13 protein-coding genes and 1 pseudogene are annotated in these 13,901 nt (G+C 72.8%); 10 read left to right on the top strand and 4 right to left on the bottom strand.

The genetic code is table 11. From position 1 onward, the window contains the following. Nucleotides 1-10: 10 nt before the first annotated feature. A pseudogene (locus ACFVX4_RS19660) lies at nt 11-292 on the top strand (acyl-CoA synthetase); the annotation flags it as partial. Between the two features lie 40 nt (nt 293-332). After that, entirely contained in the window at nt 333-821 is a 489-nt protein-coding gene (locus ACFVX4_RS19655) for a hypothetical protein (RefSeq protein WP_389978726.1), read from the top strand. Here ACFVX4_RS19655 and ACFVX4_RS19650 read toward each other — a convergent pair. Further along, nucleotides 739-1,470 carry an HAD family hydrolase gene (locus tag ACFVX4_RS19650; protein WP_389978723.1) on the bottom strand — a complete coding sequence of 244 codons (732 nt, stop codon included), beginning with the start codon at nt 1,468-1,470 and terminating at the stop codon, nt 739-741. The two genes, ACFVX4_RS19655 and ACFVX4_RS19650, sit on opposite strands and share 83 nt — an antisense overlap. Nucleotides 1,471-1,495: 25 nt before the next feature. Beyond that, nucleotides 1,496-1,981, bottom strand: coding sequence for an Lrp/AsnC family transcriptional regulator (locus ACFVX4_RS19645; protein ID WP_389978720.1), 486 nt, complete (start codon nt 1,979-1,981; stop codon nt 1,496-1,498). 260 nt (nt 1,982-2,241) lie between these two features. On the opposite strand from ACFVX4_RS19645, the gene ACFVX4_RS19640 reads away from it, so the two are divergent. The 7 genes from ACFVX4_RS19640 (at nt 2,242) to ACFVX4_RS19610 (ending at nt 10,743) form a co-directional block, all read left to right on the top strand. Then, the gene (locus ACFVX4_RS19640) at nt 2,242-3,219 is read left to right on the top strand and encodes an alpha/beta hydrolase (protein ID WP_389978717.1); all 978 of its coding nucleotides are present in this window, start codon (nt 2,242-2,244) and stop codon (nt 3,217-3,219) included. Continuing rightward, nucleotides 3,212-4,378 (top strand): acyltransferase, encoded by a 1,167-nt coding sequence (locus tag ACFVX4_RS19635; protein ID WP_389978714.1) that lies wholly within the window; start codon nt 3,212-3,214, stop codon nt 4,376-4,378. Before ACFVX4_RS19640 ends, ACFVX4_RS19635 begins: the two co-directional genes overlap by 8 nt. Before the next feature lie 10 nt (nt 4,379-4,388). Further along, nucleotides 4,389-5,738 (top strand): sensor histidine kinase, encoded by a 1,350-nt coding sequence (locus ACFVX4_RS19630; protein ID WP_389978711.1) that lies wholly within the window; start codon nt 4,389-4,391, stop codon nt 5,736-5,738. After that, nucleotides 5,735-6,406: a response regulator gene (locus ACFVX4_RS19625; RefSeq protein WP_389978708.1), complete on the top strand. Its 672-nt coding sequence runs from the start codon at nt 5,735-5,737 to the stop codon at nt 6,404-6,406. The genes ACFVX4_RS19630 and ACFVX4_RS19625 overlap by 4 nt, the downstream gene beginning before the upstream one ends. A 225-nt stretch (nt 6,407-6,631) precedes the next feature. Next, nucleotides 6,632-7,786, top strand: a complete 1,155-nt coding sequence (locus ACFVX4_RS19620) for a glycosyltransferase family 4 protein (RefSeq protein ID WP_389978705.1) — start codon at nt 6,632-6,634, stop codon at nt 7,784-7,786. A 238-nt stretch (nt 7,787-8,024) separates the two neighbouring features. Continuing rightward, entirely contained in the window at nt 8,025-9,530 is a 1,506-nt protein-coding gene (locus tag ACFVX4_RS19615; protein ID WP_389978702.1) for an FUSC family protein, read from the top strand. A 142-nt stretch (nt 9,531-9,672) separates the two neighbouring features. Next, a complete protein-coding gene (locus ACFVX4_RS19610) occupies nt 9,673-10,743 on the top strand; it encodes a lactonase family protein (RefSeq protein ID WP_389979117.1) in 1,071 nt (356 codons plus the stop codon). A 92-nt stretch (nt 10,744-10,835) separates the two neighbouring features. Here the strand turns inward: ACFVX4_RS19610 and ACFVX4_RS19605 are convergent, their stop codons facing one another. Both ACFVX4_RS19605 and ACFVX4_RS19600 read right to left on the bottom strand, forming a co-directional pair. Next, the gene (locus tag ACFVX4_RS19605; protein WP_389978699.1) at nt 10,836-11,759 is read right to left on the bottom strand and encodes a sirohydrochlorin chelatase; all 924 of its coding nucleotides are present in this window, start codon (nt 11,757-11,759) and stop codon (nt 10,836-10,838) included. 119 nt (nt 11,760-11,878) lie between these two features. Beyond that, on the bottom strand, nt 11,879-12,928 hold the full coding sequence (locus tag ACFVX4_RS19600; RefSeq protein WP_389978695.1) for an N-acetylglucosamine kinase: 1,050 nt from the start codon (nt 12,926-12,928) through the stop codon (nt 11,879-11,881). 123 nt (nt 12,929-13,051) lie between these two features. Between ACFVX4_RS19600 and ACFVX4_RS19595 the strand changes: the two genes are divergently transcribed. Further along, a complete protein-coding gene (locus ACFVX4_RS19595; protein WP_266423185.1) occupies nt 13,052-13,729 on the top strand; it encodes a uracil-DNA glycosylase in 678 nt (225 codons plus the stop codon). Nucleotides 13,730-13,901: the final 172 nt, after the last annotated feature.

Raw genomic sequence — 13,901 nt, 5'->3', positions numbered from 1 at the left:
GGTGACGACCATGGCCGGGACCGTCGAGAACTACCTCGAACTCCTCGGTCTGCTCGAAGCGGCCGACGGGCCGCGCCCCGACCTCAGCAGCCTCACCGCCCCGCTCACCGTCTCCTTCGTCCGCAAGCTCACCCCCGCGCTGCGGTCCCGCTGGCGCGAGGCCGCGGGGCACGACAGCGTGCTGCGCGAGGCGTCGTACGGCATGACCGAGACCCACACCAGCGACACCAGCACCCTCGGCTTCCAGGACGACGACCACGACCTGCTGGCCGACCCGGTCTTCTGCGGACTGCCCGTGCCCGGCACCGACTTCATGGTCGTCGACGATCGTCGTGCGCGGCCCGTCCGTCCTCACCCGCTACTGGCGCGCCGAGGAGGCGACCGCGGCGGCGCTGCGCGACGGCTGGCTGCACACCGGCGACATCGGCAGCCTGGACGAGGACGGCGCGCTGCGCTACCACGGCCGCGACAAGGACATGATCAAGGTCAAGGGAATGAGCGTCTTCCCCACCGAGGTCGAGACCCTTCTCGCCCGGCACCCGGACGTACTGGCCGCCGCCGTGGTCGCCGTCGACGACCGGGAATGCGGGCAGCGGCCCCACGCCTACGTGCGCATCGTCCCCGGCTCCGCGCTGACCGCCGCCGCCCTGTACGCCTGGGCGGCGGAGACGATGGCCACGTACAGGGTCCCCGGGATCGAGCTGGTCGAAGCCTTCCCGATGACCGCCACCGGCAAGATCAGGAAGACGGATCTCGCCGAGCGGGCGCGGGCCGGGCTCCTGCCTCCGGGAACAGCCAGTCGTACGCGGCCTGCGCCGTGAACTCGCCCTGCCCGCCCGGAAAGAGAAGACCGGCCGCCTCGAACGCCGGATCGCCGGCCGTCGCGGCCACATAGGGAATCGCGATGCAGCGCATGCCCGCCGCATGCGCCGCCGCCGCGCCCGGGGCGGAGTCCTCCAGCACCACACAGCGGGTCGGCGCCGCACCCAGGCGCCGGGCCGCTTCCAGGAATACATCCGGTTCCGGCTTGCCGTGCGCCACCTCTTCGGCGGAGACGTACGTGGTCAGACACGCGTCGAGTCCGGTGCCCGCCAGCACCGCCTCGATCGCCGCCCGCGACGAACCCGACGCGACCGCCATGGCGACGCCGTCCAGGTGCAGCCGTTCCACGAACTTCCGCATCTGGGGGAAGACTTCGGTCGACGTCCTGGCCAGTTCCAGATACAGGGCGCCCTGACCCGCCACCAGTTCGCCGACGGGCGCCTCGATCCCGTACCTGTCGCGCAGGGCCGCCAGCGTCTCGTGGACGCCGATGCCGATGAACCCGAGGTGCTCGGCCCAGGTGAAGCCGGGCACGCCGTGCTCCGCCAGCAGGCGGCGCGCCGCCTCGTAGTAGTTGGGCTCGCTGTCCACCAGCGTGGCGTCGAGATCGAAGACGACGGCCGGTTCGGGGAGGTGCGGAGAACTCATGTCGTCCAGCATGCCAAGCCGGTGATCACTTCCGGCCGCCCGCCGCCGTACGGCCCACCGATTCGACCAGCGGAAGCAGCCGGTGCGGCACCCGTTCCCGCAGCGCCACCTCGGTACGTGTCCTGACCACTCCGGGCAACTGGATCAGCCGCTGGATCACATCCTCCAGGTGTCCGTTGTCACGGGCCACCACCCGCGCCAGCAGATCCCCGCCGCCCGTGGTCGAGAAGGCCTCGACGATCTCCGGCACCTCGGCGAGCGCCTCGCCGACCTCGTCGAGATGCCCCTGGGTGACCTCCAGATGGGCGAAGGCCAGCACCGGGTGTCCCAGTGCCGCGGGGGACAGGACCGGCCCGGTACCGGTGATCACACCGTCCCGCTCCAGCCGGTCGATCCGGGCCTGGAGGGTGCCCCGGGCGATGGAGAGGATGCGCGCGTACTCACGGACGCTGGTACGCGGCTGCTCGATGAGCAGCCGGAGGATACGGGTGTCGAGGGCGTCCACCGCCATGGTCCGCTGGCCTCTTCCTGGTACGACGATCCGGGCTGCGACTGTACCAACGGCACAGCGGAGGCACTGCCGGAGCGCCCCGGCCCGGCCCTGACCGCGTGTCATACCTGTAGTCCTTGAGAGCTACGGAAAAGGTTCACACTCCGGTGGGACGCCGACTACAGGGCCCCGTCCATAGCTTCTGTACCGAAGCACCGAAGCACCGAAGCACCGAAGCGCTGAAGTGCCGAAGTCACCAGGTACGGAAGGAACAACCCGTCATGCCGTCCCATCCGCGCAGGTCCCGCCTGCGCCGCGGCCTGCTCGCCGCGCTGGTGGCCGCCTCGGTGGCCGTGCCGGTCTCGGGCGCGGCGGGCCCCGCGGCCGTACCGGCGCCCGCTCCGGCCGTCCGGGGCCCGCTGCGTACCGACGCGCCCGAGGCCCTCGCCGGGCGGTATGCCGCGACACGGGCCGACATCGGCGCGGCCGAGCGGGCGGCGGCCCGCCACGGTGACCGCAGGCGCGCTGCCGCGCTGCACACCATGGCCGCCCTCGACCGCCGTTTCCTCGCCTTCGACGGCCGCGACGGCGGCCGTGGCGTCGAGGTCGTCGGCGATCTGTCGCACGCGAAACGGATTGCCGTACTGGTCCCCGGCGCGGGCATCGACATCGACCACTACTGGCGCCTGCGCAACGGCTCGCTCGCCCTGCGCAAGGAACTGGGCGAGCGGTCGGCGGTGGTCGCCTGGCTCGGATACCGGACGCCGGCGACGGTGAGCCCCACCTCGCTCACCTCGGGGCGGGCCGTCGAGGCCGCCCCCGAACTGGTTAGATTCATACGGGAGTTGATGCGGGTCAAGCCTGCGGCCCGTACCACCGTCCTCTGCCACTCCTACGGCTCCGTCGTCTGCGCACGGGCCGCGCACGGACTGCGGGTCGCCGACATCGTCCTGTACGGCAGTCCGGGCACCGGCTTCCGGAACGCCGCCGCCCTGCACACCCCGGCCACCGTCTGGGCGGGCCGCGCCGGCCACGACTGGATCGCGGACGTACCGCACGTGGAGCTCCGACTGCCCTTCGTGGACATCGGGTTCGGAACGGACCCGGTCACGCCCGGGTTCGGTGCCGAGATCTTCGCGGCGGGCTCCGGCGGTCACAGCGACTACCTGAAGACCGGTTCCGAACCGCTGAGGAACATCGCCCGGATCGTGGCCGGCGCGGCCGGATCCGCCAGGACCCCGGGAGGGCACCATGCGTGATTTCACCCGCCGGATCGAATCCGCCACCCCCGCCGACCGCGACCGTGCCGTCGACGCACTGCGCGCCCTCGCCATCCTCGGCGTCGTCCTCGGCCACTGGCTGGTGACCGCACTGGTCGTCGACAGCGGCACCGTGCACGGAGCGAGCCCGCTCCGGTACATGCCCGGCCTCACCCCGGTCTCCTGGATGCTCCAGACCCTCGCGGTCTTCTTCCTCGTCGGCGGACTGGTCGGCGCGAGGAGTCATGCCGCCGCCCGCGCCCGGGGCGAGAGCTACGGCCGGTGGCTGCGCACCCGGATGAGCCGGCTGCTGCGCCCGATGGCCGTGGTGCCGGTCGTATGGACCGTGGCGGCGTGCACGATGCTCGCCTCCGGGGTGGACCAGGACACCGTGCGCGCCCTGTGCAAGCTGGTGTGGTCCCCGCTCTGGTTCATCGTGGTCTTCGCGGCGTTGACGGCGGCGACCCCGCTGGTGGCGAAACTGCATCCGCTGTGGCCGTTCGCCGTCGTGCTGGTCGTCGACCTCTACCGGTTCGGCCTGGATGCTCCCGGCGGATTCGCCTCGGTCAACGTGGCGGCGGGCTGGTTGGTGCCGTACTGCCTGGGTGCGGCCTGGTCCCGCGGCGAGCTGCTCAGCCGCCGGACCGGCTGGACGCTGCTGCTCGGCGGGGCCGCGGCCACCGCCGGACTGGTCCTGTGGGCCGGCTACCCCGCGGCCATGGTCGGGGTGCCCGGTGTGGAGATCTCCAACCTCGACCCGCCGACCCTCGTCGTGGTCACCTTCGGCCTCGCGCAGTGCGGGGCGGCGCTGCTGCTGCTCGGCCCGCTGCGCCGGTTGCTGCGGCGCCCCGCACTGTGGGCGGTGGTGGCGACGGTGAACCTCTCGGCGATGACGGTGTTCCTGTGGCACCAGACCGCGATGATCGCGGTCACCGCGACCGGCCTGTTGGCGGGTGGGGCGCTGCCGGGCCTGCACACCGTGCCCGACGGACCCGGCTGGGTACTCGCCCGGCTGGCCTGGCTGCCGGTGTTCGCCGGGGCGCTGCTGATCTGCTGGCTGGCGTTCCGCGGTTACGAGCAGCAGCGGTCACCGCGGACGAAGAACCTGGTCGTCCGCGAGGGGCGACCCGCCGGATCGATGGCGGCACGACGTGTCTAAGGTGCGAGCTGTGAACCGGGGGGACATGGTGAAGCGATCGGCGCGGGTACTGCGGGCATTGCCCCGTACCCTGCGCGAGGACCTCGCGACCTCGGCTGTCGACCCGAACGGGCAGTCGGGGCAGCCGCGTTGGCTGGAGTGGCGGCCGGTGATCATGGTGCCGCTGCTGATGTTCGCGGTGGGGGTGCTCATCGCGGGCAGCAACCAGTACGCCTTCGACTTCGGGATGGGCATTCAGCTCGGCATCCTCTTCGCCGGGGTTCAGTCGGCGGCGATCGTCGTCGCCCTGTACCGCCCGGTCCAGGCCTGGTGGGCGTCGATGCTCATCATGGTGCTGGTCACCCCGTTCGCCGCGAACTCCGGCTTCGGGTCGCGGTTCCTGTGGAACGGAGCGTTCCCCTGGAGCGGGGCCGGGATCGCGATGCAGGCCGGGGTGCTGTTCCTGGTCGCGCTGCGGATGCGCCCCCGGATCGCCGCCGAGACCCTGACGATCACCGTGCTCGCGGGGCTCCTCTGCGGAGCGAGCACCCCCTGGCGCAGCGCCAACGACATCCGCCTCGCCGTCGCCGTCCTCGTCATCACGGTGGTGATGGGCGTCGCGCTGCACGGCCTCGCGGTGGCCCGTACACAGCTGGTCGAGCAGGAGGAGCTCACCGCCGAGGAGCGTGCCAGACGCACCCTGCTGGAGGAGCGCAACCGCATCGCACGCGAGCTGCACGACGTGGTCGCCCACCACATGTCGGTCATCTCCATCCAGGCGCAGGTCGTCCCGCACCTGGTCGAGAACCCGTCCGACGAGCTGAGGGAGAACGTCGAGGGCATCCGCAGGAACGCGGTCGACGCGCTCACCGAACTGCGCAGGGTGCTCGGTGTACTGCGCTCCGAGGACCCCCTGCCGCAGGCCGTGCGGCACGCCCCGCAGCCCACCCTCGAACGGCTCGACGAACTGATCGGCAACGCACGCGGTGCCGGGCTCACGGTCACCGCCGAGACCACCGGGGAGCCGCGTCCGCTGTCGCCGGGCGTCGAGTTGTCGGCGTTCCGCATCGTGCAGGAGGCGCTCAGCAACGCGATGCGGCACGCGCCGGGTGCGCGGGTGCGGGTGGAGATCCGCCACCGGGCGGCCGGGGTCACGGTACGGATCACCAACACCGCGCCGGACCGGGCCGCCCCGCCCACCCCGGGCGCCGGCCACGGCCTGCTCGGCATGCGCGAGCGCACCGCGATGCTGGGAGGCGAACTCGCCACCGGAGCAACCCCCGACGGCGGGTACGAAGTCACTGCGATACTGCCCACACCGCCCCCTGCGGAGCCCGCCGGTTCCGCCGCGCCCGCCGACCCTGCCGAGGACACCCGATGACGGCCATCCGCGTTCTGATCGCCGACGACCAGATGATGGTCCGGCAGGGCCTCACGGTGCTGCTGAACGCCGAACCCGGCATCGAGGTCGTCGGCCAGGCGGTGGACGGTGCCGACGCCGTGGAGAAGGTGGCCGAACTCGCCCCGGACGTCGTCCTGATGGACATCCGCATGCCCCGGCTCGGCGGCATAGAGGCGACACGCGTCGTCACCGGGGCCGACGGCGCCACCGTCAAGGTGCTCGTCCTGACCACCTTCGATCTCGACGAGTACGTCTACGAGGCGCTGCGCGCGGGCGCGTCCGGGTTCCTCCTGAAGGACGCCTCGGCCGGCGAACTCGCCCATGCGGTACGGGTGGTGGCGGAGGGAGAGGCCCTGCTCGCCCCGAACATCACCAAGCGGCTGATCGCCGAGTTCGCCCGGGTGAGTGCCGGTCCGCGCGCCCAGCTCAAGTCCCGCACCGGTGAACTGACGGAACGTGAGACCGAGGTGCTGGCCCTGATCGCGCAGGGTCTGTCCAACACCGAGATCGCCGAGCGTCTCGTGGTGGCCGAGCAGACCGTGAAGTCCCATGTGGGCCGGATCCTCTCCAAGCTGGGACTGCGCGACCGGACCCAGGCCGCGGTCCACGCCTACGAGACGGGTCTGGTGCGCCCGGCCGGCTACTGAGCCCGCTCCGTCACCCACGTAACACCGCGTCCGCGTCCGCCACTTGCCACCGCACGACCGGGAACGGCAGGAGCGGTACGGCTCCGGCGCGTACAGAACCGAACCGACACCGACCGATCGGGCCGAGGCCCGCCCGGCGAGCCGCCGTGTCCCGAGACCGGGCAGCAAGCTGCCTCCTCCTCGCGGTCTGACCGATGCCGACCAACCGAAGGAACCGAAAAGTCCATGGGCTCCACCCTTGTCATCACCAATGACTTCCCGCCGCGCCAGGGCGGCATCGAGACCTTCGTGCACGCGATGGCCACCCGCGTCCCGGACGACGACGTGGTCGTCTACACCTCGCACGAGCCCGGTGACGTCGCCTATGACGCGAGCCTGCCGTTCCCCGTCGTACGGGATCCGAGCCGCATGCTGCTGCCGACCGGCCGGGTGACCCGCAGGGCCGTCGAGATCGCCGGGGCCCACGGCTGCGACCGGGTCTGGTTCGGCGCCGCCGCCCCGCTGGCCCTGATGGCGCCGGCCCTGCGGCGCAGCGGCGTACGGCGCATCGTGGCGACCACCCACGGCCACGAGATCTGGTGGGCGAGAACACCCGGCGCGCGCGGGCTCATGCGCCGGATAGGCGGCGGCGTCGACGTGGTCACCTACCTGGGCCAGTACACGCGCGCCCGGATCGAGCCCGCACTCGGTCCGCGTGCGCGCATGAGCCGACTGGTTCCCGGGGTCGACGCCGAGGTGTACCGGCCCCGCGCCGGCGCCGGGCCCGACCCGCTTTCCGAACTCGCGCTGCACGGCAAGCGCGTCATCCTGTGCGTGGCCAGGCTCGTCCCCCGCAAGGGCCAGGACACCCTCATCCGGGCCCTGCCGCTGATCCGGAGCAGGGTGCCCGACGCCGTGCTGGTGGTGGTCGGCCAGGGGCCCGACGAGGCCCGGCTGCGCAAACTGGCGGCGCGGCACGCCGAGGGGGCCGTGCACTTCGCGGGCGGCGTCTCGCACACCGATACGCCGCCCTACTACGCCGCGGCGGACGTCTTTGCGATGCCCTGCCGCACCCGGCGCGCGGGTCTGGAGGCGGAGGGGCTCGGGATCGTGTTCCTGGAGGCGGCGGCGAGCGGTCTGCCGGTGGTCGTCGGCGACTCGGGCGGTGCTCCGGACACCGTCCTCGACGGCAGGACCGGCCGGGTCGTGGACGGCACCGACCCCGCGGCCGTCGCCGAGGCGCTGACCGGGATACTCCTCGACCCCGACCGGGCCGCGATGGGCGCCGCGGGCCGCGAGTGGGTCCGGGAGTCCTGGTCCTGGGACGCCTCGGCCCGCCATCTGACACATCTTCTGACCCCCGTCGAGCAGGCGCGGGTGCCCCTGCCGGGCGAGGAGTAGGGAGCCGCCGCGGGGCGGTGCGGCGCACCGGACGTGGTTCGGTGCGCCGCCGGTCCGTTGGCTTACTCATGGCGCAGCAGACCCGGCAATCACTGTGCCAATGGCTCAGTGATTTTTGCCCGAGTTGAGCCATGAGCCGCAAGGATGTTGTGATGTACCCGTCGATGGCGCTGCGGATCTCCGCGGCGCCTTTTTCATGCCGGTGTGCAGGACCGGTGTGCGGAAGCGGGAGCAAGTGGTGCTGAAGAGGATGTTCGTTGCCCCGGACCCGGGCCGAACGAGGCTGCGCAGCAGTGTCCGGGCCGTCCTGGGCATCGGACTGGCCGTCGCGGTGTGCGGTCTGGCCGGCCACTCCCTCGTCGCGGCTGTCACCGGCGGCCTCGCCGCGCTGCTGGCCCTGTTCACGGTGCTGGACACCACGGTGCGGGGGCAGGCGATCACCACGGCCCTGCTGCCTGTCGCCGGTTTCCCCGTACTCGCCCTCGCCGCTGGGCTGCACGACTACCCGGTGGCCCGGGACATGGCCTTTCTCGCGGTCATCGGCGCGGGTGTGTACGCCCGGCGATGGGGGCCGCGCGGCCACTCGCTCGGCGTGTTCGCGTTCATGGCCTTCTTCACCACGCAGTTCCTCCACACCCTTCCCGGGCAGCTGCCCGAGCTGTACTCGGCGGTCGCCCTCTCCCTGCTCGTCTCGTCGACCGTCCGCTTCGGGCTGTGGTGCTACGAGCGGCGGCAGCCCGCCTCCGTCGTCCCCGCCCCGGTCACCGGCACGGGGCTGGGCCGGGCCACCACGCGGCAGGCGATCCAGGCGACCGCGGGCGGAGCCCTCGCGCTGATGGCGGGACTCGTCCTCTCCGAGGAGCGCTGGTACTGGGCCGTGGGCGCCACATGGTGGGTCTTCGTGAACACCGCCTCGCGCGGCGAGACGCTGGTGCGCGGCTTCCGCCGGGTGCTGGGAACACTGGTCGGCGTCCCCATCGGTCTGGCCGTCGTCGTTCCGCTGCACGGAGCGCCCGTGCCCACCGCGGTCGTGGTCGCCGCCGGCGTCTTCGGGATCTTCTACACCGCCGCGGTCTCCTACACCTGGATGGTGTTCTCGGTGACCGTGATGGCCGGGGCGCTCTACGGACTCCTCGGCGTGCTGGACCCCGCCCTGCTCGTGCTGCGTCTCACGGAGACGGGTGCGGGCGCGCTCGGCGCGATGCTCGCGGTGCTGCTCGTGCTGCCGGTCACCACGCACGCCACGACCGACGCGTGGATCCAGCGGGCCCTGCGCTGTGTGCACGCCTGTACCGCGGAAGCCGCCGCACGACTGTCGGGATCACCGACCGCCGATCCCGCACCCCGGATCACCGAGCTGGAGGCGCTGCTCGGGCGAGTGCGGATGTCACTGGCCCCGCTGGTGCACCCGCTCAGCCCGCTGCGCGCCCGCAAGGCCCGTGCCGGTCAGGTCCTCGCCCTGCTGGACGCCTGCGCGCGCGAGGTGCGCGGACTGGCCTCCGTCGCGGCGGACCCGGAGGCATCCCACGACGCCCGCCTCGCCGCCGCCTGCTGGCGGGTCGAGGCATCCGTGGAGGCCCTGACGGCCCCCGACCCGCGGCTCCGGGCGGGCGTACCCGGTGTCCCGCCGCACGCGTTCGCGGCCGAGCCCGCGCTCGCCCATCTGCACGGCCTGGAGCGGGCACTGGCCGAGCTCGCCGCACCGCTGCACAGCGATCCGCGCGCCCCGCTGATCACCGCGTGAGGCGCCCGCGCGGGCGGGCCCGGCAGCCGAGGCACTGGTCTGGACCTGGCGGGTGGCTGCTACCGTCGCCCCGGAAGATCACGACGGTACGGACCGTCGTGGTCAGTCGGCGGAGAGGGGCAATGCGGTGACTGGCAGTGCGGTGGGCAGCGACGACGGTGCGGTGCGGGCATTCATCGGGTCGTTCACCTCGGCGGGCGGACGGGGAATCACCGTCGCCGCCGTGGACCAGGAGACCGGGGCGCTGACCGTCCTCGGTACAACGGACATGGTCCCCGACCCCTCGTATCTCGCCCTGGGCCACGGACCGGGGCCGGGCGGCGGCGCGCTCTACGCGGTCAGCGAGACCGAGCACGGTGCGGCGGCCGCCCTGGACATCACCGGTGACGTGCCGCAGCCGGTCGGCGGGATCCGGCCGGTGGACGGCAGCGGCCCGACCCATCTCGCACTCGCGGGCGGTCATCTGCTCACCGCCAACTACGACTCGGGCAGCGTCAGCGTCCTGCCCGTGCGGGCGGACGGTTCCCTCGGCCCGGTCGCCTCCTTGCTCCGGCACGAGGGCAGCGGTCCGAATGCCGACCGGCAGCGGGCCCCGCACGCCCACCAGGTGCTGCCGGACCCCTCGGGGAACTGGGTGCTCGGCGTGGACCTCGGGACGGACTCCGTACGGATCTGCGCGCTCGACACGACGACCGGAACACTGAGGCTGCACGGCGAGACGGCCCTGCGGCCGGGTACGGGCCCGCGCCATCTGGCGTTCCACCCCGCAGGCGGCCACGCCTACGTCCTGAACGAACTCGAACCGACCGTCACCACATGCAGGTGGAATGCCGCCGCAGGCGTTCTGGAACCGGTCGGGGAGACGTCCGTCCTGCCCGCGGAACCGGCGGAGGACAGTGACGCGGCGACCTACCCCTCCGAGGTCGTCGTCTCGCACGACGGACGGTTCCTCTGGACCGCCAACCGGGGGCACGACAGCATCTCGGTTCTCGCCCTCGACGCGACCGGCGAGAAGGCGACCCTGGTCACGACCGTGGACTGCGGCGGGCACTGGCCGCGCGATCTCGCACTCGACCCCACCGGCCGCCGGCTGTACGCGGCCAACGAGCGGTCCGGCGACGTCAGCTGGTTCGACATCGACCCGGCGACCGGCATCCCGCGTCGCGCGGGCTCGCTGGACGCCCCTGCCGCGTCCTGCGTGATCTTCGCCTGACCCTCGCACCCTGCGCAGCACGATCGCCGTACGGGCCCGGAGAACCGGGCCCGTACGGCGATGGCGGACTGCCGGGCGCACCCGGCACCGGGTCAGTGCGCCTGGGCACCCTGCGGCGCGACCGGCGTGATCCCGAGCGTCGTCATGTACATCGACAGCACGAGCTTGCCGATCGCCGGGTACGCGCCGAGCGGCTCGGCCGTCGCGCAGCCCGCCTCCTTCGCGGCGGCGTCCAGCAGCCCCTCGGCCACCTCCGGGCCGACGAGGTACGGAGCCAACGCGAGCTGCGCCGAGCCGGAGCTCGTGAGCTGCTCGGCGATCGACGCGACGGAACCCTCGACGTCGAGCGCCGCGGCCATCACCGGTACCGCGAGCCGGGCGGCCAGCAGCATGCCGGTGATCCCGGCGGCCTGCACGGCCTCGTCGCCCCCCACCGTGGCCAGCACGATGCCGTCGGCGGCCGTGGCCACCGTGAAGAGCCTGGCCCGGTCGGCGCGGGCCAGACCGGCCTCGGAGAGCCGTACGTGCAGCGCCTCGGCGAGCAGCGGGTGCGGGCCGAGCACATCGGTCAGCTCGACCTGCGTACCGCTGTCCATCACGGCCTGTCGTATCCGCCGGATCAGGGCACTGTCCGGCCCCGCGAGCAGCGGCACGACGACGGCGGACGGTCCCTCGGGCTCGGCGACCTCACGGCCCGCGGCCCGCGCCTGCTCGAAGCGCGCGACGCGGTCGGCGGCGCAGTGGGTGAGTACGGCGGAGAGCGTGGGGTACTCGGCATCGTCGCCGTCGAGGTAGCCGATCCGGGCGTTGAGGCCGGGCAGCTCGGAACGGGCGATGCTGATCACCTCTTCGGCCAGGCTGCGCGTGGCCGAGGAGGGGGTACCGGGAAGGGCGAGAACGAGCGCGGCGGCGCCCTCGGGCGCGACCACGGGCTCCGGGCGGCGGTGCCGTCCGGACTGGCGAGGTCGCGGCATTCGTACAGGCAGGCCGGAAGCGGGCCCAGTGGGGGTGCTCATGGCGCCGCATGCTACTGGTTTTGGGTGCGGCTCTGTTCGGGGAGGGCCCAGGCAGGCGTTATCTGTCCGCTTTTATCCGATGAGCGGCTTACCGGTTGACTGTCCCGCTCTGTCGTCGGCTACTCGGGCTTCTGCTCAGGCCCTTCACCAGGCACCCGGAGCAGCGTCGGGTGGCGGGGCAGCCGCAGATCCCCGGCCGCCAGCGCCTGGGCGATGGACAGTGCACCGGTCAACGGATCACCCGAACCGGGGACCGCCCGTGCGTGCGGAAGCTGTCGGGACAACTCCTCGCGCAGCGGCACGAGCAGCGGATCCCCCATCCGGAACAGGCCACCCGTCAGTGCCACTTCGCACGGCTCGCCGTCGGCCCCCGCCTTCGGGCACACCGCAGCGGCCGCCTCCGCGACATGTACCGCGGCCTCGCGCAGAATCCCCGCGGCGACCGGATCGTGCGCCGCGCACGCGGCGACCTCGGGTGCGAACGAGGCCAGTACGGCGGGCCGGTCGGTACGCGGATAGAGCAGGCCGGGCAGCTCCGGCGCCGGCCCGAACACCTCCTCCAGCCGGGACAGCAGAGCGGCGGATCCGCCGCGCCGCCCGTCATGGGCGCGCATGGCCGCATCGAGCCCGGCCCGGCCGATCCAGGCTCCGCCACCGCTGTCACCCAGCAGATGCCCCCAGCCGTCGGCCCGGCGCCAGCTGGTCAGATCCGTACCCAGCGCGATCATGCCCGTGCCGGCCGCGACGACCGCCCCCGGGCGCTGGCCGACCGCCCCCGCGTACGCGGTCACCGCGTCGGCGGCCAGAGCCAGCCGCCGCACCCCGAGCGCGCCCTCCAGGGCCGACGGGAGCTCCGCGCGCAGCTGCCCGCCGAGGGTCGCCATTCCGGCGGCGCCGATCGCCACGGCGTCGATTCCCGAGCCGTCCTCGCCGCCGTACTGCTCCAGCAGTGTGCGGGCGGCGGGCAGCAGTTGTTCCAGCAGATGGCCCGCGTCGATCCCGGCCGGTCCGGTGCGCACCGGACCGCCGCAGACCGTCGTCGCCACCGGGGCGGACCCGCCGACGGTGCCCAGCGCCACGCGCAGCCCCGAGCCTCCCGAGTCCACGCCGAGCACATACGGCCCCGGTGCGGCGGCGGTGCTTTCCGGTGATCGCCGCGGTGCGCTCATGGGCCGGCTCCAGGGAGGAAGAGGAATGACGGCGGCAGCCTATCCCCAGTATCGCGGGCCGGGTTCGGGGGAGTGCGGGTTCGGGGTCGGGGCGGACCGTGTACGCCGGTAGAGTGACGTTCCGTGGCACCACGACCGTTGAATGAAGTAGTCGAGCCCGGCTGGGCCGAGGCACTCGCCCCCGTGGCCGGACGCATCGCAGCGATGGGCGATTTCCTGCGCGCGGAGGTGGCGGCCGGACGCACCTACCTGCCGGCCGGAGCGAACGTTCTGCGCGCGTTCCAGCAGCCCTTCGACGACGTACGCGTCCTGATCGTCGGTCAGGACCCCTACCCGACGCCCGGAATGGCGATGGGGCTGAGCTTCTCCGTGGCCCCCGAAGTGCCTCAGGTACCCGGCAGCCTGGAGAACATCTTCCGGGAACTGCACACGGACCTGGGGCTTCCGCGTCCGTCGAACGGCGATCTGACGCCCTGGACACGACAGGGCGTACTGCTGCTGAACAGGGCACTCACCACGGCGCCCCGCAAACCGGGCGCGCACCGCGGCAAGGGCTGGGAGGAAGTCACCGAACAGGCCATCCGCGCCCTGGCCGCACGCGGCAAGCCGCTGGTGTCCGTGCTGTGGGGGCGTGACGCCCGCAACCTGCGGCCGTTCCTCGACGGCTTCCCGGCGATCGAGTCCGCGCACCCCTCGCCCATGTCGGCGGACCGCGGCTTCTTCGGCTCGCGCCCGTTCAGCCGCACCAACGAACTCCTGCTGCGCCAGGGGGCCCAGGAAGTCGACTGGCGGCTGCCGTAGCGCCCCCGCCCGGCATCGCGCCGGACCGGGGCGCACGCCTCGCCGACCCCGGAGTGGGGGGGGGGGGTTCGCGGGGGGGGTGGGGAGGTCCCCGGGGCCGTCCCCCGCGTTCCGCATTCCTGCGACTCCATCCCCCTCTCTGTCGATCACCGTTCCTCCTTCCTTTTCTCCC

Source organism: Streptomyces sp. NPDC058240 (assembly GCF_042882135.1).
In the GTDB taxonomy this organism is placed as follows: Bacteria; Actinomycetota; Actinomycetes; order Streptomycetales; family Streptomycetaceae; genus Streptomyces.
Note: the sequence above shows the minus strand (reverse complement) of the source record. Positions and strands in the feature narration are given on the sequence as shown.

What these genes read in the sequence shown, in the direction of transcription:
- ACFVX4_RS19650 (WP_389978723.1), bottom strand. Translation starts at nt 1,470, where the DNA reads ATGAGTTCTCCGCACCTCCCCGAACCGGCCGTCGTCTTCGATCTCGAC.
- ACFVX4_RS19645 (WP_389978720.1), bottom strand. Translation starts at nt 1,981, where the DNA reads ATGGCGGTGGACGCCCTCGACACCCGTATCCTCCGGCTGCTCATCGAG.
- ACFVX4_RS19640 (WP_389978717.1), top strand. Translation starts at nt 2,242, where the DNA reads ATGCCGTCCCATCCGCGCAGGTCCCGCCTGCGCCGCGGCCTGCTCGCC.
- ACFVX4_RS19635 (WP_389978714.1), top strand. Translation starts at nt 3,212, where the DNA reads ATGCGTGATTTCACCCGCCGGATCGAATCCGCCACCCCCGCCGACCGC.
- ACFVX4_RS19625 (WP_389978708.1), top strand. Translation starts at nt 5,735, where the DNA reads ATGACGGCCATCCGCGTTCTGATCGCCGACGACCAGATGATGGTCCGG.
- ACFVX4_RS19620 (WP_389978705.1), top strand. Translation starts at nt 6,632, where the DNA reads ATGGGCTCCACCCTTGTCATCACCAATGACTTCCCGCCGCGCCAGGGC.
- ACFVX4_RS19605 (WP_389978699.1), bottom strand. Translation starts at nt 11,759, where the DNA reads ATGAGCACCCCCACTGGGCCCGCTTCCGGCCTGCCTGTACGAATGCCG.
- ACFVX4_RS19600 (WP_389978695.1), bottom strand. Translation starts at nt 12,928, where the DNA reads ATGAGCGCACCGCGGCGATCACCGGAAAGCACCGCCGCCGCACCGGGG.